Source organism: Inquilinus sp. YAF38 (genome assembly GCF_052113205.1).
GTDB lineage: Bacteria > Pseudomonadota > Alphaproteobacteria > DSM-16000 > Inquilinaceae > Inquilinus.
The window spans coordinates 13,293-36,246 of the sequence record NZ_JBFRCU010000079.1 but is presented as its reverse complement, the minus strand read 5'-3'; the positions used below and the strand labels follow the sequence as shown (position 1 = coordinate 36,246).

The following is a 22,954-nucleotide window of genomic DNA, read 5'->3' as shown; positions in this document are numbered from 1 at the left end:
GCCCAGCGTCGCCCGCATCAGCCGCGGCCAGCGCCGGCGCCGGCCCGAGCCGAGCGAGCGGTACAGCGGCTGCACCCGCTCGGCCAGCCGCTCCAGCAGCCAGTCCGGCGCGTCGCCGCCGAGCAGGATCGCCTCCGGATCGAAGATGTTCTCCAGCATGTTGAGGCCGATCCGGAACGGCTCGATGGCGGCGTCGAGCCAGCCGTCGAGGCGCGGATCGTCCGGCCCGATCTCGCGCTCGAACGCCTCGATCGAATGCAGCGACAGCCCCTGCGCCGCCAGGTCGCGGAAGGCGGCGTTGAGCGACAGATAGGCCTCGAGGCAGCCGCGGTTGCCGCACTCGCACGGCAGGCCGCCGGGATGCACGATGACATGGCCGAACTCGCCGGCGTTGCCGGCGGCGCCGGAGAACGGCCGGCCGTCGATCATCATGCCGGCGCCGAGGCCGATGCCGAAGAAGACATAGACGAAGGTCGAGAGCGACCGCGCCGCGCCGTACAGCCATTCGGCGCTGGCGGCGGCGGTGGCGTCGTTCTCGAGCGACACCGGCAGGCCGATCGCGGCCTCCAGATCGGCGGCGATGGCCAGCCCGTCCCAGCCGGGCAGGCTGGTCGGCCCCAGCCCTTCGACCTCGAACGGCCCCGGCATCACCAGCCCGACGCCCAGCAGCCGGTCGCGGGCGATGCCGGACTCGGCAATGATGGCGTCGATCTGCTGCTTCAGCCGCGGCACCGCCTGATCCGGGCCGGACGTGTCGATCGGCTGCACCGCCCGCCGGCGCACCTGGCCGGCCAGGTCGGCGACCACCGCCACCACCTGGCCGCGGTCGAGCTGCAGGCCGATGGTGCAGCCGCCCTCCGAGTTGATCGCCAGCTGGATCGATGGCTTGCCGACGCCGGCGACCTTGCGCCCTTCCGGCCGCAGCAGCCCGGCCTCGTACAGCTCGTCGGCGAGGTTGGAGACGGTCTGCTTCGACAGGCCGGTCAGCCGGGCGATGTCGGCCCGGGACAACGGCCCGTGCAGGCGCACCGCATCGAATACGACCCACAGGTTGATCAGCTTGGCCTGCTCGATATTGGTCGCCTTCAGCAGCATCGTGTTCCCCTCTTGCACGCCGAAATTAGGCTTGGAAAATTTATAAGTCAAATTGATAGCCTAATTGACGACCCTGTCTTGATCGCGCATTGTTGGGGCGACCCGATCGGATCACAGGGCCCCTTTCCGGGCGCCACGGCGGTCGAGACCGGGACAAGAAACAGGGAGAGCACGATGAGACGCACCCTGGCCTTGGCGGCGCTGCTGGCCGCCTTCGCCCCCGCCGCCGCAGGCTTGGCGGAAGAACCCTTCTACAAGGACAAGCTGGCGCTGGACCTGTCGGCACCCCTGCCCGGCCCGGACGGCAGCGCGCCGTCACCGGCCAAGGATCTGAGCCTGAGCGACGCCGAGATCGGCACGCTGAAAGCCGGCGGGCACAAGGCGGCGCTGCTGTGGCATGGCGGCGGCGACTGGGTGAACGCCGTCACCGCCGGCGCCAAGGCGCGCTTCGCCGAGTTGGGGATCGAGGTCGTCGCCACCGCCGATGCGCAATACGACCCGGCGAAGCAGGCCAACGACATCGAGACCGCGATGGCGCTGCAGCCCGACGTGATCCTGACCCTGATCCTGGACCCGGTGCAGGGCGCCGCGGCGCTGAAGCCGGCGGTGGCCAAGGGCGTCACCACCGTGCTGTTGAGCAATCCGGTGCAGGGCTTCACGGCGGGCAAGGACTATGTCGGCATCGTCACCGACGACATCGCCGGGATGGGCACGGCCGCGGCCGGGCTGATGAACGACGCGCTGGGCGGCAAGGGCGCGGTCGGCTTCATCTATCACGACGCCAAATACTTCATCACCAATGGCCGCGACAACGCCTTCCGGGCGACGCTGGAGCAGAAGTATCCCGGGCTGGTGATCGTCGACGCCAAGGGCTTCACGGCCGAGCCGCAGACCTTCGACCTGGCCTCGGCGATGATCCAGCAGCATCCGGAGATCAAGGGCATCTACGTCGCCTGGGACGTGGCAGCAGAGGGCGTGGTCGAGGCGCTGCGCGCCGCCGGCCGCACTGATGTGAAGGTGGTGACCCACGACCTCGGCGCCACCAACGGGCTGGACATGGCCAAGGGCGGGTCGATGTACGGCACCGTCGCCGACCAGCCCTATGAGATCGGCCGGGCGATGGCGACCCTGGCCGGCTATGGCCTGCTGAAGAAACCGGCGCCCGCCTTCAACACCGTCGGCCTGGTCGCCGTGACCAAGGCCAACCTGGCGCAGGGCTGGGAAGGGTCGCTGCACCGGCCGCTGCCCGACGCCGTCGCCGACGCGCTGAAGTGAGGGGGAACGCCATGAGACGCACCCTCGCCGCGGCCGTGCTGGCCGCCGTCGCCCTGGCTGCGGTTCCGGCCGCGGCGCAGAAGCCCTTCTACGACACGCCCAGCAGCTTCGACCTGGGCAAGCCCGAGACCAGCCCGAACGGCGAGCCGGCGACCCCGGCCGACCAGATCAGCCTGACGCCGGATGAGGTCGCCAAGATCCAGGCCGGCCATTACAGCGCGGCCCTGCTGTGGGCCGGGTCGGGCGAATGGTACAACGCCCTCTCCGCCGGGGCCGAGGACCGGCTGAAGGAGCTCGGCATCGCCGTGGTCGCCCGCGCCGATGCGCAGTTCGACCCGGCGAAGCAGACCAATGACGTGGAGACCGCGCTGGCGCTGAAGCCGAGCGCGATCCTGACCCTGATCGTCGACCCGGTGGCGGGCGCCGAGGCCTTCCGCCGCGCCAATGCGGCCGGGGTCAAGCTGGTGCTGGCCGACAACGGCGCCCAGGGCTTCGTCGCCGGCAAGGACTATGTCGGCATCGTCACCGGCGACCATATCGGCATGGGCCGCGCCGCGGCGGAACTGATGGCCGATGCACTGGGCGGCCAGGGCGCGGTCGGCTTCATCTATCACGACGCCGAGTTCTTCGTGACCAACAACCGCGACGGCGCCTTCCGCGCGGTGCTGGAGAAGGAGTATCCCGGCCTGGTGATCGTCAACGCCAAGGGCTTCACGGCCGAGCCGCAGACCTTCGACATCGCCTCGGCGATGCTGCAGCAGCACCCGGAGATCAAGGGCATCTACGTCGCCTGGGATGTCGCGGCCGAAGGCGTGGTCGAGGCGCTGCGGGCCGCGGGCCGCACCGATGTGAAGATCGTCACCCACGACCTCGGCGCCAACAACGCGCTCGACATGGCCAAGGGCGGGTCGGTGGTCGGCACCGTCGCCGACATGCCGTACGAGGTCGGCCAAGCGATGGCGACGCTGGCCGCCTACGGCCTGCTGGGCAAGGCGGCGCCGCCCTTCTCCACCGTCGGGCTGGTCAAGGCGACGAAGTCCAATCTCGCCGCCGCCTGGGAGCAGTCGCTGCACAAGCCGCTGCCCGACACCGTCAAGGCCGCGTTGCCGTAATCCGCGGAGCACAGGAGTTCCCATGTCCACCGCCGTCGCCAGGCTGTTCCGGGGCGGGCAGCTCAGCGCCTTCGTCGTCTATATCGGCTTTGTGGCGATCCTCGCCTTCTTCGCCATCGCCCTGTCCGACCGGGGCTTCCTGACGCCCGGGAACATGATGACGATCATCCGGCAGACCACGCCGGTGACGATCATGGCGGTGGGCATGACCTTCGCCCTGTGCGCCGGGCAGATCGACCTGTCGGTCGGCGCCACCGTGGCCCTGGCCGCGCTGGTCACCGCCGTGGTGATGCGCGAGGCCGGGCTGGCCCTGGCGATCCCCGCCGGGCTCTTGACCGGCGCGCTGGTCGGGCTGGTCAACGGCCTCCTGACGGTGACGCTGCGCATCCCGGCGCTGCTGGTCACGCTCGGTACCATGGGCATCATCACCGGCCTGGCGCGGGTGCTGACCAATCTGGAATCGGTGCCGATCACCAGCGAGCCCTACACCTTCGTCTTCGGCTCCGGCGACATCGGCCCGGTCTCGGTGCTGTTCGTCTGGACCCTGGCGGCGCTGGTGATCGGCCACCTGGCGCTGAACAACACCGCCTATGGCCGCCGGGTGCTGGCCACCGGCGGCGAGGTCCAGGCGGCGCGGGCCGCCGGCATCAGCACGATGCGGGTGACGATCGGCGTCTTCGTCGTCACCGGCATGGCCGCGGCCCTGGCCGGGATGCTCTACGCCGGCCGACTGCACGGCGCCCGCTACACGCTGGGCGAGACCGATGTGCTGACCGTGATCGCCGCGGTGGTGATCGGCGGCACCAGCCTGTTCGGCGGCAAGGGCTCGGTGATCGGCGCCGTGGTCGGGTCCTGGCTGCTGGGCGTGCTCAACAACGGGCTGATCCTGATGGGGTTCAGCGTGTCCGACCAGATGATCGCGCGCGGCGTGATCCTGATCCTGGCCGTCGCCATCAGCCTGCGGGAGACCCGGCAATGACCGCCGATGACATCCCGGTGCTCGAGGTCCAAGGCCTGTCGAAGCATTTCGGCCCGGTCGAGGCGCTGTCCGGAGTCGACCTGTCGGTCCGGCGCGGCGAGGTGCTGGCCCTGCTGGGCGACAACGGCGCCGGCAAGACCACGCTGACCCGCTGCATAAGCGGCCTGTACCGCGCCACCGCCGGCACCATCCGGGTCGATGGCCGCGAGGTGCAGATCGCCACGCCGCAGGACGCCCGCGACTGCGGCATCGAGACGGTGCATCAGGGCCTGGCCCTGGTCGGCAAGCTGGATGTCGCCGCCAACTTGTTCCTGCACCGCGAGATCCTCCACCCGAACCCGCTACTGCGCACGCTGGGCTGGCTCGACAAGCGGGCGATGGCGGCCGAGTCGACGCGGATCCTGGAGCAGCTGAAGGTCCGCGTGCCGCCGTCCGGCGTGCCGATCGAGCGGCTGTCCGGCGGCCAGCGCCAGGCCGTCGCCATCGGCCGCGCCGTCGGCTGGGGCAAGCACATCGTCATCCTGGACGAGCCGACCGCCGCGCTGGGCGTCGAACAGTCCAAGCATGTCAACGAGCTGATCCTGACGCTGAAATCGCAGGGCGTCGCCGTGCTGCTGATCAGCCACAACATGCAGCATGTGATCGAGACCTGCGACCGCGCCGTGGTGCTGCGCCACGGCCGCAAGGCCGGGGATGTCCGCATCCCCGACGTCACCGCCCGCGACCTCGTCGACCTCATCACCGGCGCCGTCCGCGCCGCCGCCTGACCGGGACCCCGCCGATGTTTCTCAACGCCCTGATCGCCAAGAACCGCGCCTTCATCGAGGCCGCGGTGACGCTGCACCAGTCCGGCGCGGTGCCGGCCAATTCCTACCTGCTGGACCTCGATACCATGCGCGCCAATGCGGCGGCGCTGGCGGCGACCGCCAAGGGGCTGGGCCTGACCGTCTACGCCATGACCAAGCAGTTTGGCCGCAACCCGCCGGCGCTGGACGCCATCCGGGCCGGCGGCATCGACCGCTTCGTCGCCGTCGACATGGCCTGCGCCCGGCCGATCCATCGCGCCGGCCATAGGCTCGGCCATCTCGGCCACCTGTCGCAGGTGCCGCGCGGCGAGGCGCGCGAGGGCGCCCGGATGCGGCCGGAGATCTGGACCGTGTTCAACCCCGAGAAGGCGGCGGAGGCGGCCGACGCCGCCGCTTCGATCGGCCATGTGCAGGGCCTGGTCGCCCGCATCTTCGCCCAGGGCGACCGCTTCTATGATGGCCATGAGGGCGGCTTCGCGGCGGAGGAGATCGAGCGCGTGGCCGACCTGCTGGACGAGCGTCCGGGCGGCCGCTTCGCCGGCATCACCAGCTTCCCGGCCCTGCTGTTCGACGAGGCCACCGGCGCGGTCACCCCGACCCTGAACCTGCGCACGCTGGAGGCGACGGCCCGGCGGCTGGCGGCGACCGGCCGCAAGGACCTCGTCGTCAACACCCCCGGCACCAACTCCGCCGCGGTGATGCAGGTGCTGGCCGAGGCCGGCGCCACCCAGGTCGAGCCCGGCCACGCTCTGACCGGCACCACGCCGCTGCACGCCATCCGCGACCTGCCGGAGAACCCGGCGATGCTGTATCTCAGCGAGATCTCGCACATCCACCAGGGCACGCCCTTCTGCTTCGGCGGCGGCCTCTATGTCGACCCGGTGTTCAAGGAGTACCCGGTCAAGGCGCTGGTCGGCGGCGACGCCGATGCGGCGCTGCGCCAGGCGGTGCCGGCGACCATCCCGGCGCCGGCGATGATCGACTATTACGGCAAGCTGCATCCCGAGACGGGCCAGAATGTCCGGGTCGGCGACTCCGTGATCTACGGCTTCCGCGCCCAGGCCTTCGTCCGCCGGGCGTATATCGTGCCGGTCGAGGGCATCCACAGCGGAGCCCCGAAGGTCCGCGGCATCTGGACCCCCGAGGGCCGAGAGGCGGCCTTCACATGATGCGGTGTGGGGATGGGCTGCCCCTTCTTCTGTCATTGCCGGGCGGGTCCCCGGGTCAAGCCCGAGGACGGCAATCCAGGGGCCACGAAGAGCTGCTCTGGCCGCCCCTGGATCCTCGGGTCAAGCCCGAGGATGACAACGAGAGAGATGCAGCGTGAGGCTCCATCCATGACCGACGATCTCCACACCCGCATCCGCGCCGCGATCGACGCCGACGCGGCGGTCGGCCTGCTGCAGCGGGCCATCCGCACCCCCAGCGTCACCGGCACCGAGGCGGCGTTCGGCGCGCTGGTGGCGGACGAGCTGCGGCGCCAGGGCTGCGAGGGCGTGACGGTCGAGGACTGCCTGCCCGGCCGTCCGGTGGTCTGGGGCGTGCGCAAGGGCAAGGGCGCCGGCCCGCGGCTGATGGTTCTCGGCCATCTCGACACCGTGCATGTCCGCGGCTGGGAGGAGCACTGGGCCGGCGACGTCCGCGAAGATCCGTTCTCCGCCGCGATCGTCGACGGCGAGGTCTGGGGCCGCGGCTCGGGCGACCTGAAGGCGGGGATCTGCACCGGCCTGTCGGCGCTGGCCACGCTGGATCGCGCCGGCTGCGCCCTGGACGGCGACATCGTCTTCGTCTTCATCGCCGATGAGGAGAGCGGTGAGCCAGGCACGGGCGTCTCGGCCGGGATCAAGGCAGTGGTGCCGAAGATCCAGCGCGGCGAGATCCCGAACGCCGATTTCGCGATCTATGTCGAGCCGACCAGGCTGGCCGTGTTCCCGGCCCAGATCGGCTTCTTCATCGCCGAGATCGCGGTCACCGGCCGGTCCGCCTATTTCGGCATGCCGGAGCAGGGCGTCGACGCGCTGAAGGCCGGCCATGCCATCCTGTCCGCCTTGTGGCGCCATTCGGCCGACCTCGAGGGCCGCGGCGAGCACGAGCTGGTCGGGCGCGGCTTCCTGCTGGTCACCGGGATCGAGGCCGGCGGCTACATCGCGGTGCCGGAGCGGTGCAGCCTGAGCCTGATCCGCAAGCTGCGGCCGGGCGAGGATCTGGGCCGGGCGCGGGACGAGCTGGAGGCGGTGATCCGCGGCGCCGTCACCGACCCCGAGGTGACGGTCGAGATCGCCTTCCCGGCCGGCCGCGACCATGCGGTGGGCGGCATGCCCTTCGAGACCGACCCGACGGCGGCGCCGGTGGCGCTGCTGCAGGAGTCGGTGCGGGCGGCGATGCCGGACCGCGGCGCGATCGAGGGGGCGCCGTTCTGGTCCGAGGGTTCCTTCACCGCCAACCAGCTGGGCATCCCGACGGTCTATTGCGCCCCGGGCGACATCTCGAACTGCCACACCTTCCAGGAGCGGGTGCCGGTGGCCGGGTACCTGGCCGGGGTCGAGGCCTTCGCCCTGTTCATGGCCCGGTATTGCGGCACGGCGCGCTAGCCCGGCATCCACCGAGTGTTGTAGGCGTGGACCTGAACATCGACGGTGCATGGCCTATGCGGGATCTCGCGACGCAGCAGCAGCAGGTCTACCAGACACTCCGCGAGCAGCTCATCGCCGGCCGTTTCAAGCCCGGCACCGGCGTCAGCCTGCGCGGCCTCGCGGCCAGCCTCGACGTCGGGCTGATGCCGGTGCGCGAAGCCATCAATCGGCTCGCCGGCGAACGAGCGCTCGAGGTCAGGCGCAACGGGCGTGTCAGCGTGCCGGATCTGACACGGCAGCGGTTCGAGGAGCTGATGCAGGCCCGGCTCCAGCTCGAACCGCCCTGTGCCCGCTGGGCGCTTCCCCATGTCGACGCGGACCGGCTCGCCAGGATGGAGGCGTCCGACGCCAGCATGAATTCGAACTACGGCTCGGGCAACGCCGACGCCTATATGATGGAGAACTACCGGTTTCACTTCGAGCTCTACCGCGCCGGCGGCTCGCAGGTCTTCGTGCCGCTGCTCGAAAGTGTCTGGATGCAGTTCGGCCCGTTCATGCGCAGCGTGTACGACATGAGCGAGACCCCGAGGATCGTGGACAAGCACAAGATGGCGCTCGAGGCTATCAGGCGACGCGACGAGGATGCCCTCGAAGTCGCGATCCGGGCTGATATCCTGGATGCCATGCACTTGCTGCGGCAGACCCTGAATTACCATCACTGAGATCGGCGATTTCTCGATTTGTGATCACATTTTCAGCGATGCCGTCGACAAACAGGGCAGTTTACGATGTCGGAATGGCAACACTGCCGGCTAAACCATAGCGAAATGACCTCGACCCAAGGTTGACAGCGACCATCCCTCAAGGACATTGTGATCACAATTAGATGACAAGGGGATCCAGAGTGCTCGATAGCCAGTCCAGCCCGCAGCACGGCGCTCGCGGGAGCGTCGCTGCGATATCCGCCGCCGCCCACCGGATCCTCGCCGAACAGACCACGACCTTCGTCGACCGGCGCCCCCGCAGCAAGGCCGTGTTCGACGACACGTCATCCGGCTTCCTCAACCAGGTGCCGCTGCATTGGATGCGTGACTGGCCGATGCCGTTCCCGATGGTGCTGGCCACCGCCAAGGGCAGCGACGTGACCGACATCGACGGCAACGCTGCCGTCGACTTCTGCCTCGGCGACACCGGCGCCATGTTCGGGCATGGGCCGAAGGCCATTGTCGAAGCGCTGGCGCGGACGGCCGAGATCGGCCTCACCACCATGCTGCCCTCCGGCGATGTCGACGTGGTCGGGCGCTTGCTGTCGCAGATATTCGGCCTGTCGCGGTGGCAGGTGACGGCCACGGCCAGCGACGCCAACCGCTTCGCCTTCCGGGTCGCGCGCGCCGTCACCGGCCGGAGCAAGATCCTGGTGTTCGACGGCTGCTACCATGGCGCGGCCGACGAGACGCTGGTGGACCTCGCGGACGGGCAGACGGTCGGCCGGGAGAATCTGCTGGGCCAGACGGTCGACCTGGCCGAGACCACGGTCTGCATTCCGTTCAACGACCTGCCCGCCCTCGAAGCCGCGCTGGCGACGGGTGAGATCGCGAGCGTCGTCGCCGAGCCGGTGATGACCAATTGCGGCATGATCCTGCCGCAGGCCGGGTTCCACCAGGCGCTGCGCGAGCTGACCCGGGCCCACGGGACGCTGCTGCACATCGACGAGACGCACACGATCTCGACCGGGCTCGGCGGCTACACCAAGACCCATGGGCTCGAGCCCGATATCTTCGTGCTCGGCAAACCCGTGGGCGGCGGCGTGCCCGTGGCGGTCTGGGGGATGACCGAGGCGATCGCGGGCCGGCTTGACGCAGTCCGGGCCGCCAAGAGCGGCATCGGCCACTCCGGCATCGGCACGACGCTGTCAGGCAGCGCGCTGCAGCTGGCGTGCCTGCGGGCATGCCTGGAAACGGTCATGACCGGCGCGGCCTATGAGACCATGAACAGGCTCGCCGACCAGGTCGAAGCGGGGTTCTCCGCCGCGATCGAAAACGCCGGGCTGCCCTGGCATGTCAGCCGCGTCGGCGCCAGGCTGGAGGTCGTGTTTGCGCCCAGCCTCGTCAGGAACGCGGCCGAAGCTCGCGCCGCGGCCATTCCAGTGGTGCAGAAGGCGCTTCATCTCGCCCTGCTCAACCGCGGCTATCTTCTGACCCCGTTCCACAACATGGTCCTGGTGGCGCCGACGACCTCCGAACCGCAGGTGGCGGGGCTGGTCGCCGGCTTCGGGCAGGTCCTGTCGCGATTGACGGCCGCGGCGGTGGCCAAGTGAGCGGTGCCCGGCCCATCGGCGCCGCGCCGATCGAGGAAGCCGAGGCCTTCCTGGCGAGGCATGCGGACATCGCGGCGTTCGACCTCGTGCTGATCGACGCCAATGGCGTGGCGCGCGGCAAGATCATCCGGCGGCACGAGCTCCTGCCGCTCTTCCGCTCGGGCCGCCACCTGCCGGGGTCGATCCTGGGGCTCGACATTTCGGGCGCCGACGTCGAGGAGACCGGGCTGGTGTGGGATGACGGCGACGCCGACCGCTCGGCCTGGCCCATTCCGGGGTCCCTGGTGGAGCTGCCCTGGACCTCGCCCCGGCGCGGCGCAGTGCGGGTCAGCCTGTACGAGCTCGACGGCTCGCCGATGGCGGCCGACCCACGCCACGCTCTGGCGGGCCAGATCGAGCGGTGCCGATCGATGGGCCTGTCCCCCGTCCTGGCATTCGAGCTGGAGTTCTATCTCCTCGACGCCGAACCCGACGCACTCGGCAAGCCGCGGGCCGCGCGGATGCCTTTGACCGGGGAGCATCCGCGCGGAAACCAGGTCTACAGCGTGGACGCGCTCGACCAGCTCACACCCTTCACCGAAGCGCTCTACGACTGCGCCGCGGCGCAGAAGCTGCCGGTGGAGACGCTGATCTCGGAATACGCGCCCGGCCAGTATGAGCTGACCCTGCGCCATCGCGACGACGGCCTGCGCGCGGCCGATGACCTGGTGATGCTCAAGCGTCTGGTCCGTGGCCTGGCCCTGCGCCACGGCATGCGGGCGAATTTCATGGCCAAGCCCTTCACCGATCGCGCCGGCTCCGGCATGCATCTGCACGCCAGCCTGGCGGACCCGTCGGGCCGCAACCTGTTCGCCGACGCGGGCGATGACTTGGCGCCGCTGCTGCGGCAGGCGATCGCCGGCGTGCAGCAGACCATGGCGGAGTCCATGCTGGTGTTCGCGCCCAACCTCAACTCCTGGCGCCGGTTTGCCCGCAACAGCTACGCCCCGACCGCCCCGACCTGGGGACGCAACAACCGCAGCGTCGCGATCAGGGTGCCCGCCGGCAGCCCGGCGAACCGGCATTTCGAGCATCGCTCGCCCAGCGTCGACGCCAACCCCTACCTGGTGGCGGCGACGGTTCTCGCCGGCATCCGCCACGGCATCCGGAACCAGCTTCAGCCGGATGCGGAAGCGTCCTCCTACAGCAGCGGCGACGATGGCGCCCTGCCGCCCGACTGGCGATCGGCGATCGAGCGGGCCGCCGGGTCCGACTTCATCAAGGACGCGCTGGGCGAGCGGCTCGCCGCCGTCTTCGTCGCGCTCAAGCGGGCCGAATATGTCCGCTTCGCCGCCGAGGTGACCGCGGAAGAGTTCGCCTATTATGGAGGCGTCATATGACGGCAGGCCGCCACGTCGTTGTCGTCGGCGGGGCCGGCGGCATGGGGATCGAGATCGCCAGGGCCTTCGCCGCCGCGGGCGACAGGATCACCGTCGCCGACCTGCCGGGGGATCGCACCCTGGCGGCCGCGGCCGTGCTGGCGGAGATCAAGGCCGACGGCATCGTGATCGAGCTCGACATCCGATCGGTCGAGCAATGCCGCCGCGCGGTCGAGCGGGCCGCGGCGTGGGGCGAGGGCATCGACGTGCTGGTCAACGCCGCCGGAGTCTGGCTGGAAGGACCCTCGGCGGAGGTCGCGGAAGACGAATGGGACCGCGTCCTCGACGTCAATCTCAAGGGCGCCTTCTTCATGATCTCGGCGGCCATTCCCCATCTGGTGCGGTCGCGCGGCGCGGTGGTGAACATCGCATCGGATGCCGGTCTGGTCGGCAACAATGGCGCTGCGGTCTACTGCGCCTCGAAGGGCGGGCTCGTTCTCCTGACCAAGGCGCTGGCGCTCGAGCTGGCGCCGCAAGGTGTCCGGGTCAACGCCGTCTGCCCGGCCGACGTGGCGACGCCGATGCTGGACCGGCAGGCCGAGATCTATGGCGGCGGCGACCAGGACGGCTATCGGGCCAATCTGCTCAAGCACTATCCCCAGGGCCGGTCGGCGCGCTTCATCCGGGCCGAGGAGGTGGCCCGGCTGGTGCAGTTCCTGTGCGAGGACAAGGCGGCGCCGATCACGGGGGTGGCGCTGCCGATCGATTTCGGCGTCACCGCCGGCTACTGAGGCCCGTTCGTCTGCGAGAATCCGGAAGGCCGATGCGATGACCGTCTTCACCACAGCCCTCGTCACCGGCGCCGGCGCCAGGAACGGCATCGGCATCGCGATCGCGCGCAGGCTCGCGGACAGGGGCCTCACCGTCTTCATCACCGGGGCGACCGACCGCATTCACGCCCGGGCCTCGGAACTGCGGGCGGAAGGTCTCGATGTCACCTCCTACACGGCGGACCTGACCAAGGCCGCCGACGTCTCACGCCTGCGCCAGGAGGTGGGTGCCGTCGATATCCTGGTCAACAATGCGGGCATGGGATCAGTGGCCGCACCGGCCGTGCAGCGCCCGTTCCTGGAACTGGACGAAGCCGATTGGGATGCCGGGATCGATGTCAGCCTCAAGACGGCGTTCCTGGTGACGCGCGCCTTCCTGGGCGCGATGACGGAAAGCGGACGGGGCGGCCGCATCGTCAATGTCGCGTCCGTGACCGGCCCCCTGGTCTCCAATCCGGGGGAGGCGGCGTATTCGGCGGCAAAGGCCGGGATGGTGGGGCTGACCCACGCGCTGGCCCTCGAGGTCGCCCGCTACGGCGTGACCGCAAATGCGGTCGCGCCGGGCTGGATCGAGACCGGAGCGTCGACGGAAGAAGAGCGGATCGCGGCCCGGCACACGCCGCCCGGCCGGGCGGGAACACCCGACGAGGTGGCGGCGGCCGTCGCCTTTCTGGCTTCGGCCGAAGCGAGCTATGTGAACGGCTCGCTCCTCGTCGTGGACGGCGCCAACATCCTGCAGGAACGCAAGCTGGGCTGAGCGCCTACCGGTCGATGCCGGCGATGAAGCGGCGCACCCGCTCCGGGTCGACCGGGTTCCACCACACCCCGTCCCGCTTCAGCGCGCTGGCGACGATCACCGCGTCGACCACGCCGAGGATGGCGTTGACGTTCTCCGGCGTGACGCCGCTGCCCACCAGCGACGGCAGCGTGGTGGCGCCGGCGATGGTGCGGATGTAGTCCAGGTCGGCGGCGTGGCCGGTGCGCTGGCCGGTGGCGATCACCGCGTCGGCGTCGAAGAACTCGACGTCGCGCACTAACTCCTCCACCGGGCGGTCACCGGTGATGGCATGGGCGCCGTGCTTGACATGGGCGTCGGCGAAGACGCGGATGCCGTCGGCCCGCAGCCGGGCGCGGTAGCGCAGCGCCCGCGCCGCCTCACCCTCGACGAAGCCTTCATTGGCGACATAGGCGTTGGCCCATTGGTTCACCCGGATGAAGGCCGCCTGCGCCGCCGAGGCGATGGCGAAGGCCGGGATCGCGGCATTGGCCAGCACATTGATGCCGATCGGCTTGCCGAACTGCTGCCGGATGCGGTCGGCGATCACCGCCATATGCGACGCCGTCTCCGGCCCGATGTCGTCCGGCTTGGAGAACGGGATGTCGCCGTGGTTCTCGACGATCACCCCGTCGCAGCCGCCGGCCAGATAGGCCTCAGCATCCGCCATAGCCCGGTCGGTGATCGGGTCCACCCCACCGCCGCGGTACTGCGGCGCGCCGGGCAGCGCCAGCAGGTGGACGACGCCGATCACCGCCTTGGTCCGGCCGAAGATGTCGCGGATGGCGTGGCCACGGGTTTCGGCCACCGCTTTGGTCTCGGTCATCGCTCGGCCCCTCCTCGGGCCAGGGATGCGGGCAGGATCGCTGCGATCTCCGCCCGTGTCGGAAAGGAAGACAATACGCCCGGCCGGGTCACGCCGATGGCGGCGGCATGGATAGCCGCGGGCAGCGCCGTCTCGATCGCGGCGCCGAGGTCGAGCAGCCCGGCCAGCACGCCGCACAGCAGGTCGCCGGCGCCGACGGTGTCGACCGCCGTCACCGCGGGCGCGGCAAAGTCCCGCCGCCCTTCCGCCGTGACCAGCGAGGCGCCGGCGGCGCCGAGGGTGACCACGACCATCGCCGCGCCCCGGCGCAGCAGCGCCTGCGCCGCCCGGTGCGGATCAGCATCGCCGCCCAGACGGCAGGCCTCGCCTCGGTTGACCACCAGCAGGTCGGTCAGCGGCAGCACCGCGGCGTAGGAGTCGCGGATCGGGGACGGGTTCAGCACGGTGCCGGCACCGCGCTTGCGGGCCAGGGTAAAGCTGTCGCGCACAGCCGCGATCCGCAGGTTGCCCTGCATCAGCAGCAGGTCGCCGGCCTTCAGCGCTGTATCGAAATCGGTGCCCTGCGGCGGGGCGAAACGGTCGGCGCAGCCGGTGACGCTGACGATGGTGTTCTCGCCGGCGGCATCAACCTGGATCATCGACCGGTCGGTCGGACAATCCAGACGGACCAGGCCGGCGGCGTCGATGCCCTCCGCCGCCAGCCATTCCGCCACCGCCTCGCCCGGCCGGTCCGAGCCGACCGCGGCGAGCAGCCGGACCCGGGCGCCGGCACGCGCCGCGGCGACCGCCTGGTTCAGCCCCTTCCCGCCCAGATCCTCTGCCATGCCGTCGGCCACCATCGTCTCCCCCGGCTCCGGGAAGCGCTGCAGCCGGTAGAGGGTGTCGAGACAGGCGTTGCCGACGACGTGGACGGTCATGGTGATGTCTGGCGTATCAGAGCCGGCTCCCCTCCTCCACTGTCATTGCCGGGCTTGACCCGGCAATCCAGGGGCCACCCCAGGGGCCACCCAGAGCGGCATCGAGAGTCCCTGGATGACCGGGTCAAGCCCGGGCATGACAATAAGCGGAAGACCGAAAGCACCAGCGGCTCCTCAGCCCTTCCCGATCGTCCAGGCCAGGGCCTGGGACCACAGGCGGCCATAGCCATCCCAGACGGCAAAGTCCGGCGGCAGCCAGTGCGGGCCGATGTCGGAGGTCCAGGCCAAGGTGCGGCCCTGCCCGTATTCGCCGACCACCAGCAGCGGCAGGTCGCCGTATTCCGCCCCGACCGTGGCCAGCACCTGGGCGCCCGGCTTCGGCTTGACCTCGTTGAAGCCCAGCAGCGCCGGCCAGGGGCCCGGCAGACCGGCCAGGATCGGGTGGTCGGCGACCAGCTTGGGGTCGAAGCCCTCCGGCACCTCGACCCGGTCGTCGACCGGCAGGATCTCCACCGGCAGCACCTCCTCCACCGCGGTCTTGTGGAAGCGGGCGCCGCCATTGATGCCCTGGAAGCTGTAATAGCCACCGAACATCAGCAGGCCGCCGCCGCCGCGGACATAGTCGCGCAGCAGCTTCAGCCGGTTCGGCGTGCGCTTGCTGTGAATCCAGGTGTCGGGGTGCAACAGCAGCGTGTTGGCGCCGATGTCGGACAGGATCACCGCGTCATAGGCCTGCAGGCCCTCGAGCGACTGCGGGAAGTCGCGCTGCGCCAGATGCGCCGGCATGTAGTCGATGGCGAAGGGCGAGTCCTTCAGCGCGTCCAAGAGCGGCTCGGCGCCCTGGTGGTAGGTCACGGTCGGGAACTGGTCGAAGCCCTTGATGTGGGTCGCGGTCGAGACCCAGGATTCGCCCGCCAGCAGGATCTTGTGCTTCGCCATCGGTTAGGCCTTGGTGTTGTGGGCGGCGGAGAAGACGCGCCGCGGATTGTCGATCAGCAGCCGGTCGATCGTCGCGCGATCGACGCCGTGCCGGCGCAGCCGCGGCACGAAATGCTTCAGGATGTAGCCGTAGCCGAAGCCGCCATAGCGGGTCAGCATCATCTTCAGGAACACGTCCTGCGACAGCAGCAGCCGGTCTTCATGGCCGGACTCGATCAGGCTGACGATCGCCCGGGCGTTCTCCTCGTCGCTCGGCGACTGCGCCTTCTGGTCGGCATAGTAGTAGTCCATGCCGATCATGTCGTACTCCAGGAAGGCGCCGCGGTCAGCCAGCGCCCGCTGGTAGGTGAGGTCGGCATGGCTCGGGTTCATATGGCACAGCACGGTGTGCCGCAGATCCGCCCCCTCCTCCTCGATCACGTCCAGCACTCGATGGGCCAGCCGCTCCCACCCCGGCAGGTGGATCGACAGCGGCACGCCGGTACGGCGCGAGGCGCGGGCGGCGCCGCGCAGCGACTTCTCCTCCTCGGCCGTGAAGTCCTTGCTGATGCCGATCTCGCCGATCAGCCCGGCCGGGATCACCGGCGCGTCATCATCCTTCGGCGGCGGCGCCCCGCCGACATCGCGCACGATCCGCTCGGCGATGGTGTCGGCATCCATGGTCCGCACCTCTTCGGGATGCGACTGGCCGAGATAGTAGCCCGCGCCCATGACAATGTTCAGCCCGGTGCGCCGGCTGATGCGCTGCAGCGCCTCCGGGTCGCGGCCGATGCCGAGGCAGGTCGGGTCGACTAYGGTGGCGCCGCCCAACTCGGCAAACTTGCCCAGCTCCTCCACCGCCAGGTCGGTGTCGAGCAGGAAGCAGTTGTCCCGGTTCAGGAACGGGTTCATCCGCAGCTCGCCGATCATGGTGATGTCGATCGGCTTCTCGGCCAGGGCGATGTGGCTAGCGCAGCACGGCCGGCGCCACCAGCTGGAAGTGTCGAGCAGGATGTGCTCGTGCATCAGGGTCACCCCCATCGCCTCGACCGGGATCGGCCCCAGCACGGTCATGACCCGGCCGGAGCGCACGCCGATGGTGCTTTCTGTGGTCGTCATGGTGGGCCTCAGCGGCGGGTCGTGGTCCGGAAGATCCGGAAGTTGAGCCAGATCGCGATCAGGATGATCACGCCCGTGATGATGGGGGTGAGAAAGGGCGACATATGCGCCAGGATCAGGCCGTTGCCGATCACCGCCACGGTCAGGGCGCCCAGCACGGTGCCGATCATGGTGCCGCGGCCGCCGAACAGGCTGGTGCCGCCCAGCACCACCGCGGCGATGACGTCGAGCTCGAATCCCGCCCCGGCATTGGCCGACCCGCTGCCCAGCCGCGCCGCGATCACCAATGCGGCCAGCGCCGCGGCGGCGCCGGACAGGACGTAGACCAGCATGGTCACCCGCCGGATGTTCACCCCGGCCCGACGCACCGCCTCGGCATTGGCGCCGATGCCGGTGACGTAGCGGCCGAACCGGGTCTGGGTGAAGATCAGGATGCCGAGCGCCAGCACCGCGACCGCGATGATCGCCGGCAGCGGCAGCCCCGCCACCCAGCCGCGGCCGATGATGACGAAGGCGCTGCCGGGATCGACCGGGATCGAATAGCCCCGGGTGATCAAGAGCGCGACGCCGCGGATGATGCCGAGCCCGGCCAGGGTGACGATGAAGGCCGGGATGCCCTCATAGGCGATGAAGAAGCCCTGCACCGCGCCGATCACGGCGCCGAGCAGGACCAGCCCGACCAGCGCCAGGGGCCAGGGCACGCCGGCCTGCAGCAGCACCGCCGACAGGGCCCCGACCAGGCCGAGCATCGAGCCGACCGACAGGTCGATGCCGCCGGTGGTGATGACGAAGGTCATCGCCGTGGCGACGATCAGCAGCGGCGCGCTCTGGCGCAGGATGTTCAGGATGTTGCCCTCGGTCAGGAAGGTGTCCGTGACCAGGCCGAACAGGATGCAGACCGCCAGGAAGAACAGGAAGATGCTGGCGACGCCGCCATTGGCCATCACCTGGTGGCGCAGCCCCGGCGGCCGGTCGGCCTTGGCCGCACTCCGCTCCTCGCTCATCGCAGTGCTCCCCGCCGCGCTCATGCCCGCGCCTCCGGCCCCGCGGCCATGCGGGCCGAGCGGGCGGTGAATTTCCGGCCGACGATCAGGTCGACGACCTCCTCGATATTGGTCTCGGCGATCTGGCGCTCGGCGATGGCGCGGCCCTCATACATCACCTGGATCCGGTCGCAGACCAGGAACAAGTCCTGCAGCCGGTGGGTGATCAGGATGACGCTGACGCCGCGGGCGCTGACCGTGCGGATCAGCTCCAGCACCGCCTCGACCTCGGCGACGGCCAGTGCCGCGGTCGGCTCGTCCATGATCAGCACCTTGGGGTCGAAGGAGGCGGCGCGGCCGATGGCGATGCTCTGGCGCTGGCCGCCCGACAGGTTCTCAACCTTCAGCCAAGTGTTGGGGATGCGGATGCCCAGCCCGTCCAGCATCGTCCGCGCCTCGGCATGCATCCGCCCCTTGTCGAGGAAGGACAGGCCGAAGGCGCCGCGCCGCGGCTCGCGCCCCAGGAACAGATTGCCGGCGACATCGACCGTGTCGCACAGCGACAGGTCCTGGTAGACCATCTCGACATGGTGCCTTCGGGCATCGGCCGGGCTGTCGAAGCGCACCGCGGCGCCGTCGATCTCGATCGTGCCGGCATCGGGGACCACGGCGCCGGACAGCACCTTGCTCAGGGTCGACTTGCCGGCGCCGTTGTCGCCGACCAGCCCCAGCACCTCGCCGCGGCGAAGGGTCAGGTCGACATCGGTGAGCGTCTGGATCGCACCGTAGCGCTTGCAGATGCCGCTCATGCGGACGCGGACGGGTTCGTCCAACGGTCCCTCCATCATGGATCGCTGCGTCGGCGGCTGCCCCCTCGTCCGAAGGGGCAGCCTCGGCGGGTTACTTGAACATGCCGCGGAACTGGTCGACGTTGGCCTTGGTGACGATGGTGACCGGCACGTTGATGATCGCCGGCACGGTCTCGCCCTTCTTCAGCTTCAGCAGGCTCTCGACCGCGACCTTGCCCTCGGTGGCCGGGTCCTGCTGCACCACCGCGGCAACCCAGCCGGCGTCGATACCGGCGATCGCCTGGGAGGTCAGGTCCCAGCCGAACACCTTGATGTCGCCGGTGCGGCCCTGGCTGGTGACCGCCGAGACCGCGCCGATCAGCGCCGGCTCGCCGGTGGCGTAGAGCGCGGTCATGGCCGGGTTGGCGGTCATCAGGTTCTCCGACGCCGTCAGGGCGACGTCCTGGACGTTCTGGCCGTCGACCGTGTCGACGATGTCGACCTTCACCCCCGACGCCGCGAGCGCCTTCTTGAACCCGTCCAGCCGCTGGTTCTGGATGAAGGAGTTCAGCGCGCCGATGACGCCGAGCTTGGCGCTGCCGCCCATCGACGCCTTGACGTAGTCGGCGGTGTGCTTGCCGATCTCCTCGCCGGCCTTGAGGTTGTCGACGCCGACGAAGGCGGCGTTGTCGCCGTCCGGGATCTGGGCGTCGACCGCGATCACCGGGATGCCGGCCTGCTTGGCCGCGGTGATCGCCGGTTTCACTCCGTTGACGTCGATTGCCACCAGGACGATGCCATCGACCTTCTGGGTGATGTAGTTCTCGATCGCGTCGTTCTGGGCGCTGGGCACATTGTTGGCGTTGAAGATCACCAGCTTGGCGCCGGCGGCATCGGCCGCCTTCTGCGCGCCCTGGTTGATCTGGTTGAAGAACAGGGCCTGCTGGTTGATGGTCACCAGCGCGATGGTCTCGGCCTGCGCCTGGGCGGCGAAAGCCAGAATGGCGGCGCCGGCCAGCGCCACGGTGGACATCAATGCGTTCAGTCGGGTCATGAAGCTCTCCTCTGCGTGGTGTTGTTGTCGCGTTTCTTCCCCGGCGGCAGGCGTCGCGATCAGCCTGCCGTCTTGGCCTTTCCCGGCGGCGGTCCGACGGATTTTCGGATCACCAGTTCGGTGGGCAGGCGTTGGATCGGCGGCGTCTCCTCGCCCCGGATCTGCGCCAGCAGCGTCCGGATGCCGAGCCGGCCGAGCGCCTCGATCGGCTGGCGCACGGTGGTGATCGGCGGGCTGAGGAGGTCCGCGAAGGGCATGTCGTCGAAGCTGGCGAGCGACAGGTCGCCCGGCACCGACAGGCCATGGGCCGCCAGTTCCTCCAGCACGCCGATGGCGATGTAGTCGCTGCCGGTGAACACGGCGGTCGGTCGGCCATTGGCGAGGACCGCCCGGGTCGCGTCGCGCCCGAAATCCCGTTCATAGGCGCCGAACCGGACCAGCCCGTCCTCGACCGGCAGCCCCGCCTCGGCCATGGCCCGGGCGAAGCCGGCGAACCGCTCCTCCGTGCTCAGCAGCTGCTCCGGGCCGCCGATATGGGCGATGCGGCGATGTCCCGCGGCGATCAGATGGCGGGTGGCGTCGCGGGCGCCGGCTTCGTTCTCGACGAAGATCCGGGTGACCCTGGCGCCGGGCACGTCCTCGTCGAGCACGACCACGTCGGTGCGCCCGTCGATCAGGTCCCGCAGTCGGCCGTCATCGACCCGGTTGGTGAGGACCAGCAGGCCGTCGACATGGCGGGCGGCCAGCCGGTCGATGCTGGCGGCCTCCATCTCCAAATCCCCGCCGGTGCTGCTCAAGAGGATCGAGAAACCTGCATGCCGCGCCTCGGCCTCCGCCGCCGCGGCCAGCGCGGCGAAGAACGGATTGGCGATCTCGGGCGTGACCAGGCCGATGGTCTCGGAGCTGCCGAGGCTGAGGCGCTTGGCCAGCAAGTTCGGGCGATAGTCCAGCCGCTTCGAGGCGGCATCGATCCGCCCGGCGGTCTCCGCCGGCAGCTCGATATTGCGGTTCAGGTAGCGCGAGACCGTGGCCGGTGAAACACCCGCCTCCCGCGCGACATCGCGTATGGTCGCCATCCTGCCTCCGACCGTCACGCTAGCGCCTGAAACCGGTTTAGTAAACCGGTTTCAGGCTATGGCATGCCGTTGCGGATAGGCATCCCGGCCCACCGCCATGATGGTGTCGCGGAGCCAGCGGTGCGCAGGGTCGACATCCAGGCGCGGATGCCAGATGGCGGATATGGCGAATTCCGGCGTCCGGACCGGCAATTCGAAGCTTTCGAGCCCCAGACTGGCGGCATGATCGGCCGCCAGGGCATTGCCGAGGCACGACCGCGGCACCACCGCGACCAGATCCGAGCGGCGGGCGACCCGCATCGCATCGGGATGCCCCGGGACGACGAGAACCACCGCCCGCTTCAGGCCCATTTCCGCCAGGGCATCATCGACCGGTTCGAGGAATTCTCCCTCGCGTGACGCCACGACATGGCTGCAGGCGGCATAGCGTTCCGGCGTCACGCCGCCGGCCGCCAGAAGCGGATGCCCGATCCGGGCGACGCCGACACGCCGGTCCCGGAACAGCAGCCGGGTCCGCACCTCCGGCGCCGCGGTCCCGAGCACCCCGATCTCCAGATCGATCAACCCTTCCCGAAGCGGCTTGGCGTCCTTGTCGGGCTTCGGCGCAAAGCGGAGGCGGACATACGGGGCGGCAGCGGTGATCACCGCCACAAGCGGAGCGGCCAGGAGTTCCACGAACCCCTCGCCGGCGCGGATCGTGAAGGTTCGACGCAGTGCGGCAAGGTCCAGCCGTCCGGGGGCCGGCCGAAGCACCGCCTGGGCATCATGGGCGAGCGCATGGACACGGCTGCTCAACTCTTCGGCATAGGGTGTGGCGGCGAGGGCGCGGCCGGCCTGCACCAGCAGCGGATCGCCCGTCGCGAGGCGAAGCCGCGCCAGCGTCCGGCTCGTGGCGGAGGGACTCAGACCGAGCCGGCGGGCCGCTCCGGTCACGCTGCGCTCGGTGAGCAGCGCGTCCAGTGCGACGAGGAGGTTGAGATCCACGCTTTGCATGGCCCTGGATAGCCCATCGGCCTGCCCAGGCATAGCGTCGGATGCAATCATTCATTGAATCCTGTGCGTCTGGCGCAAGTCTGCACGGTCCGCCATATCAGGAGCCTGCGTCACCAGCGAAGGCATCGGGCCCATGCCCCTCTCCATCGATCAGCACCGCCGCACCATCTTGCTCATCGGCGCGTCACGCGGTCTCGGCCATGCCATGGCGGCCGAGTTCCTGAAACACGGATGGAACGTCGTCGGCACAGTGCGCGGCGCGGGAACCCCGCTGCACGACTTGGCGGACGAATACAGCGGCCGGCTCGAGATCGAGATCCTGGACATCTGCGACCCCGGTCAGATCGCAGCGCTGCGCGACCGCCTGTCCGGCCGGATGTTCGACATGCTGTTCGTCAATGCCGGGATCGCCAACCGGAACCCGATGCAGACGATCGGCGAGGTGTCGACCGATGATTTCGTCCAGGTCATGATCACCAATTCGCTGAGCCCGATGCGGGTGATCGAGAGCCTGGAGCCCTGCGTCTCCGCGACGGGTCTGATCGGGGTGATGTCGTCCGGGCAAGGCAGCATCAGCAACAACGAGACCGGCCAGCGAGAGCTGTATCGCGGCAGCAAGGCGGCCCTGAACATGTTCATGCGAAGCTTCGCCGCCCGCCAGGCCGGAACATCGCGCGCCATGGTGGTGATGGCGCCGGGCTGGGTCCGCACCGACCTGGGCGGCCCGGACGCAAGGCTCTCCATCGAAGAGAGCGTTCCCAGCCTGGTGCAGGTTCTGATCGCGCAGCAGGAAACCCCCGGCCTGCAGTATCTCGACTATCTGGGCCGCACTGTCCCCTGGTGACCTGTGCCCGCCGAACTCCCGGCAAAGGCAGAACTATCGCCCGACCGGTTCGACCTGCGAACGGAGGCTGCCGGAATTCAGTCCGACCCGGAGCGTGGTGGGGATAGCCCCGGGTCGGACTGGATGGCGCCTGGAACCATGGCATCCACGCCAATTTAGCGCCGCGCTGCCGGGGGTCGTCGATCCCCCATTTTGAGGGGGTCGGGCCAGCCTTGCTGCGTGTTCGTGGTCCGCCGGGCCAGCCGCACTCGGCGGAAAAAATGCCGGGCGATGTCGATTTCCGGAAACTCCGTTCGTCGTTCCGGTACCAGGCCGT

22 protein-coding genes are annotated in these 22,954 nt (G+C 69.6%); 12 read left to right on the top strand and 10 right to left on the bottom strand.

Annotation, left to right across the window (positions count from 1 at the left end; genetic code table 11):
- Window positions 1-1,095: ROK family transcriptional regulator (locus tag AB4Z01_RS27485; RefSeq protein WP_441699120.1), on the bottom strand; the 1,095-nt coding region annotated here is incomplete at its 3' end.
- Window positions 1,096-1,269: 174 nt separating this feature from the next.
- Here AB4Z01_RS27485 and AB4Z01_RS27480 point away from each other — a divergent pair.
- From AB4Z01_RS27480 to AB4Z01_RS27430, 11 genes are all read left to right on the top strand, one after another.
- Window positions 1,270-2,370, top strand: a complete 1,101-nt coding sequence (locus tag AB4Z01_RS27480) for a substrate-binding domain-containing protein (RefSeq protein WP_441699119.1) — start codon at window positions 1,270-1,272, stop codon at window positions 2,368-2,370.
- An 11-nt stretch (window positions 2,371-2,381) separates the two neighbouring features.
- Entirely contained in the window at window positions 2,382-3,482 is a 1,101-nt protein-coding gene (locus AB4Z01_RS27475) for a substrate-binding domain-containing protein (RefSeq protein ID WP_441699118.1), read from the top strand.
- Window positions 3,483-3,504: 22 nt separating this feature from the next.
- Entirely contained in the window at window positions 3,505-4,461 is a 957-nt protein-coding gene (locus AB4Z01_RS27470) for an ABC transporter permease (protein ID WP_441699117.1), read from the top strand.
- Window positions 4,458-5,228, top strand: coding sequence for an ATP-binding cassette domain-containing protein (locus tag AB4Z01_RS27465; protein ID WP_441699116.1), 771 nt, complete (start codon window positions 4,458-4,460; stop codon window positions 5,226-5,228). The genes AB4Z01_RS27470 and AB4Z01_RS27465 overlap by 4 nt, the downstream gene beginning before the upstream one ends.
- Before the next feature lie 14 nt (window positions 5,229-5,242).
- Window positions 5,243-6,436, top strand: a complete 1,194-nt coding sequence (locus AB4Z01_RS27460; RefSeq protein WP_441699114.1) for an alanine racemase — start codon at window positions 5,243-5,245, stop codon at window positions 6,434-6,436.
- A 168-nt stretch (window positions 6,437-6,604) separates the two neighbouring features.
- Window positions 6,605-7,858, top strand: a complete 1,254-nt coding sequence (locus AB4Z01_RS27455) for a M20 family metallopeptidase (RefSeq protein ID WP_441699113.1) — start codon at window positions 6,605-6,607, stop codon at window positions 7,856-7,858.
- Between the two features lie 26 nt (window positions 7,859-7,884).
- Window positions 7,885-8,562, top strand: coding sequence for a GntR family transcriptional regulator (locus tag AB4Z01_RS27450; protein WP_441699111.1), 678 nt, complete (start codon window positions 7,885-7,887; stop codon window positions 8,560-8,562).
- A 182-nt stretch (window positions 8,563-8,744) separates the two neighbouring features.
- Complete coding sequence (locus tag AB4Z01_RS27445; RefSeq protein WP_441699110.1) at window positions 8,745-10,157, top strand: transaminase; 1,413 nt, start codon at window positions 8,745-8,747, stop codon at window positions 10,155-10,157.
- A complete protein-coding gene (locus AB4Z01_RS27440) occupies window positions 10,154-11,536 on the top strand; it encodes a glutamine synthetase family protein (protein WP_441699109.1) in 1,383 nt (460 codons plus the stop codon). The genes AB4Z01_RS27445 and AB4Z01_RS27440 overlap by 4 nt, the downstream gene beginning before the upstream one ends.
- Window positions 11,533-12,306 (top strand): SDR family NAD(P)-dependent oxidoreductase, encoded by a 774-nt coding sequence (locus AB4Z01_RS27435; protein WP_441699107.1) that lies wholly within the window; start codon window positions 11,533-11,535, stop codon window positions 12,304-12,306. The genes AB4Z01_RS27440 and AB4Z01_RS27435 overlap by 4 nt, the downstream gene beginning before the upstream one ends.
- Window positions 12,307-12,343: 37 nt before the next feature.
- Complete coding sequence (locus AB4Z01_RS27430; RefSeq protein ID WP_441699105.1) at window positions 12,344-13,102, top strand: SDR family NAD(P)-dependent oxidoreductase; 759 nt, start codon at window positions 12,344-12,346, stop codon at window positions 13,100-13,102.
- Window positions 13,103-13,106: 4 nt separating this feature from the next.
- Here the strand turns inward: AB4Z01_RS27430 and AB4Z01_RS27425 are convergent, their stop codons facing one another.
- From AB4Z01_RS27425 to AB4Z01_RS27385, 9 genes are all read right to left on the bottom strand, one after another.
- On the bottom strand, window positions 13,107-13,946 hold the full coding sequence (locus AB4Z01_RS27425) for a BtpA/SgcQ family protein (RefSeq protein ID WP_441699103.1): 840 nt from the start codon (window positions 13,944-13,946) through the stop codon (window positions 13,107-13,109).
- Complete coding sequence (locus AB4Z01_RS27420; RefSeq protein WP_441699101.1) at window positions 13,943-14,863, bottom strand: PfkB family carbohydrate kinase; 921 nt, start codon at window positions 14,861-14,863, stop codon at window positions 13,943-13,945. Before AB4Z01_RS27420 ends, AB4Z01_RS27425 begins: the two co-directional genes overlap by 4 nt.
- Window positions 14,864-15,037: 174 nt before the next feature.
- Window positions 15,038-15,802 carry a glutamine amidotransferase gene (locus tag AB4Z01_RS27415; protein WP_441699099.1) on the bottom strand — a complete coding sequence of 255 codons (765 nt, stop codon included), beginning with the start codon at window positions 15,800-15,802 and terminating at the stop codon, window positions 15,038-15,040.
- A gap of 3 nt (window positions 15,803-15,805) precedes the next feature.
- Window positions 15,806-16,900, bottom strand: a complete 1,095-nt coding sequence (locus tag AB4Z01_RS27410) for a phosphotriesterase family protein (protein WP_441699098.1) — start codon at window positions 16,898-16,900, stop codon at window positions 15,806-15,808.
- 8 nt (window positions 16,901-16,908) lie between these two features.
- Complete coding sequence (locus AB4Z01_RS27405; RefSeq protein WP_441699097.1) at window positions 16,909-17,904, bottom strand: ABC transporter permease; 996 nt, start codon at window positions 17,902-17,904, stop codon at window positions 16,909-16,911.
- A 20-nt stretch (window positions 17,905-17,924) separates the two neighbouring features.
- The gene (locus tag AB4Z01_RS27400; RefSeq protein ID WP_441699095.1) at window positions 17,925-18,716 is read right to left on the bottom strand and encodes an ATP-binding cassette domain-containing protein; all 792 of its coding nucleotides are present in this window, start codon (window positions 18,714-18,716) and stop codon (window positions 17,925-17,927) included.
- A gap of 67 nt (window positions 18,717-18,783) precedes the next feature.
- Window positions 18,784-19,725 (bottom strand): ABC transporter substrate-binding protein, encoded by a 942-nt coding sequence (locus AB4Z01_RS27395; protein ID WP_441699093.1) that lies wholly within the window; start codon window positions 19,723-19,725, stop codon window positions 18,784-18,786.
- A 59-nt stretch (window positions 19,726-19,784) separates the two neighbouring features.
- Window positions 19,785-20,801, bottom strand: a complete 1,017-nt coding sequence (locus AB4Z01_RS27390) for a LacI family DNA-binding transcriptional regulator (protein WP_441699091.1) — start codon at window positions 20,799-20,801, stop codon at window positions 19,785-19,787.
- Between the two features lie 51 nt (window positions 20,802-20,852).
- Window positions 20,853-21,845, bottom strand: coding sequence for a LysR family transcriptional regulator (locus AB4Z01_RS27385; RefSeq protein WP_441699089.1), 993 nt, complete (start codon window positions 21,843-21,845; stop codon window positions 20,853-20,855).
- 82 nt (window positions 21,846-21,927) lie between these two features.
- Here AB4Z01_RS27385 and AB4Z01_RS27380 point away from each other — a divergent pair, with 82 nt between their 5' ends.
- Complete coding sequence (locus AB4Z01_RS27380) at window positions 21,928-22,638, top strand: SDR family NAD(P)-dependent oxidoreductase (protein ID WP_441699088.1); 711 nt, start codon at window positions 21,928-21,930, stop codon at window positions 22,636-22,638.
- Window positions 22,639-22,954 lie beyond the last annotated feature (316 nt).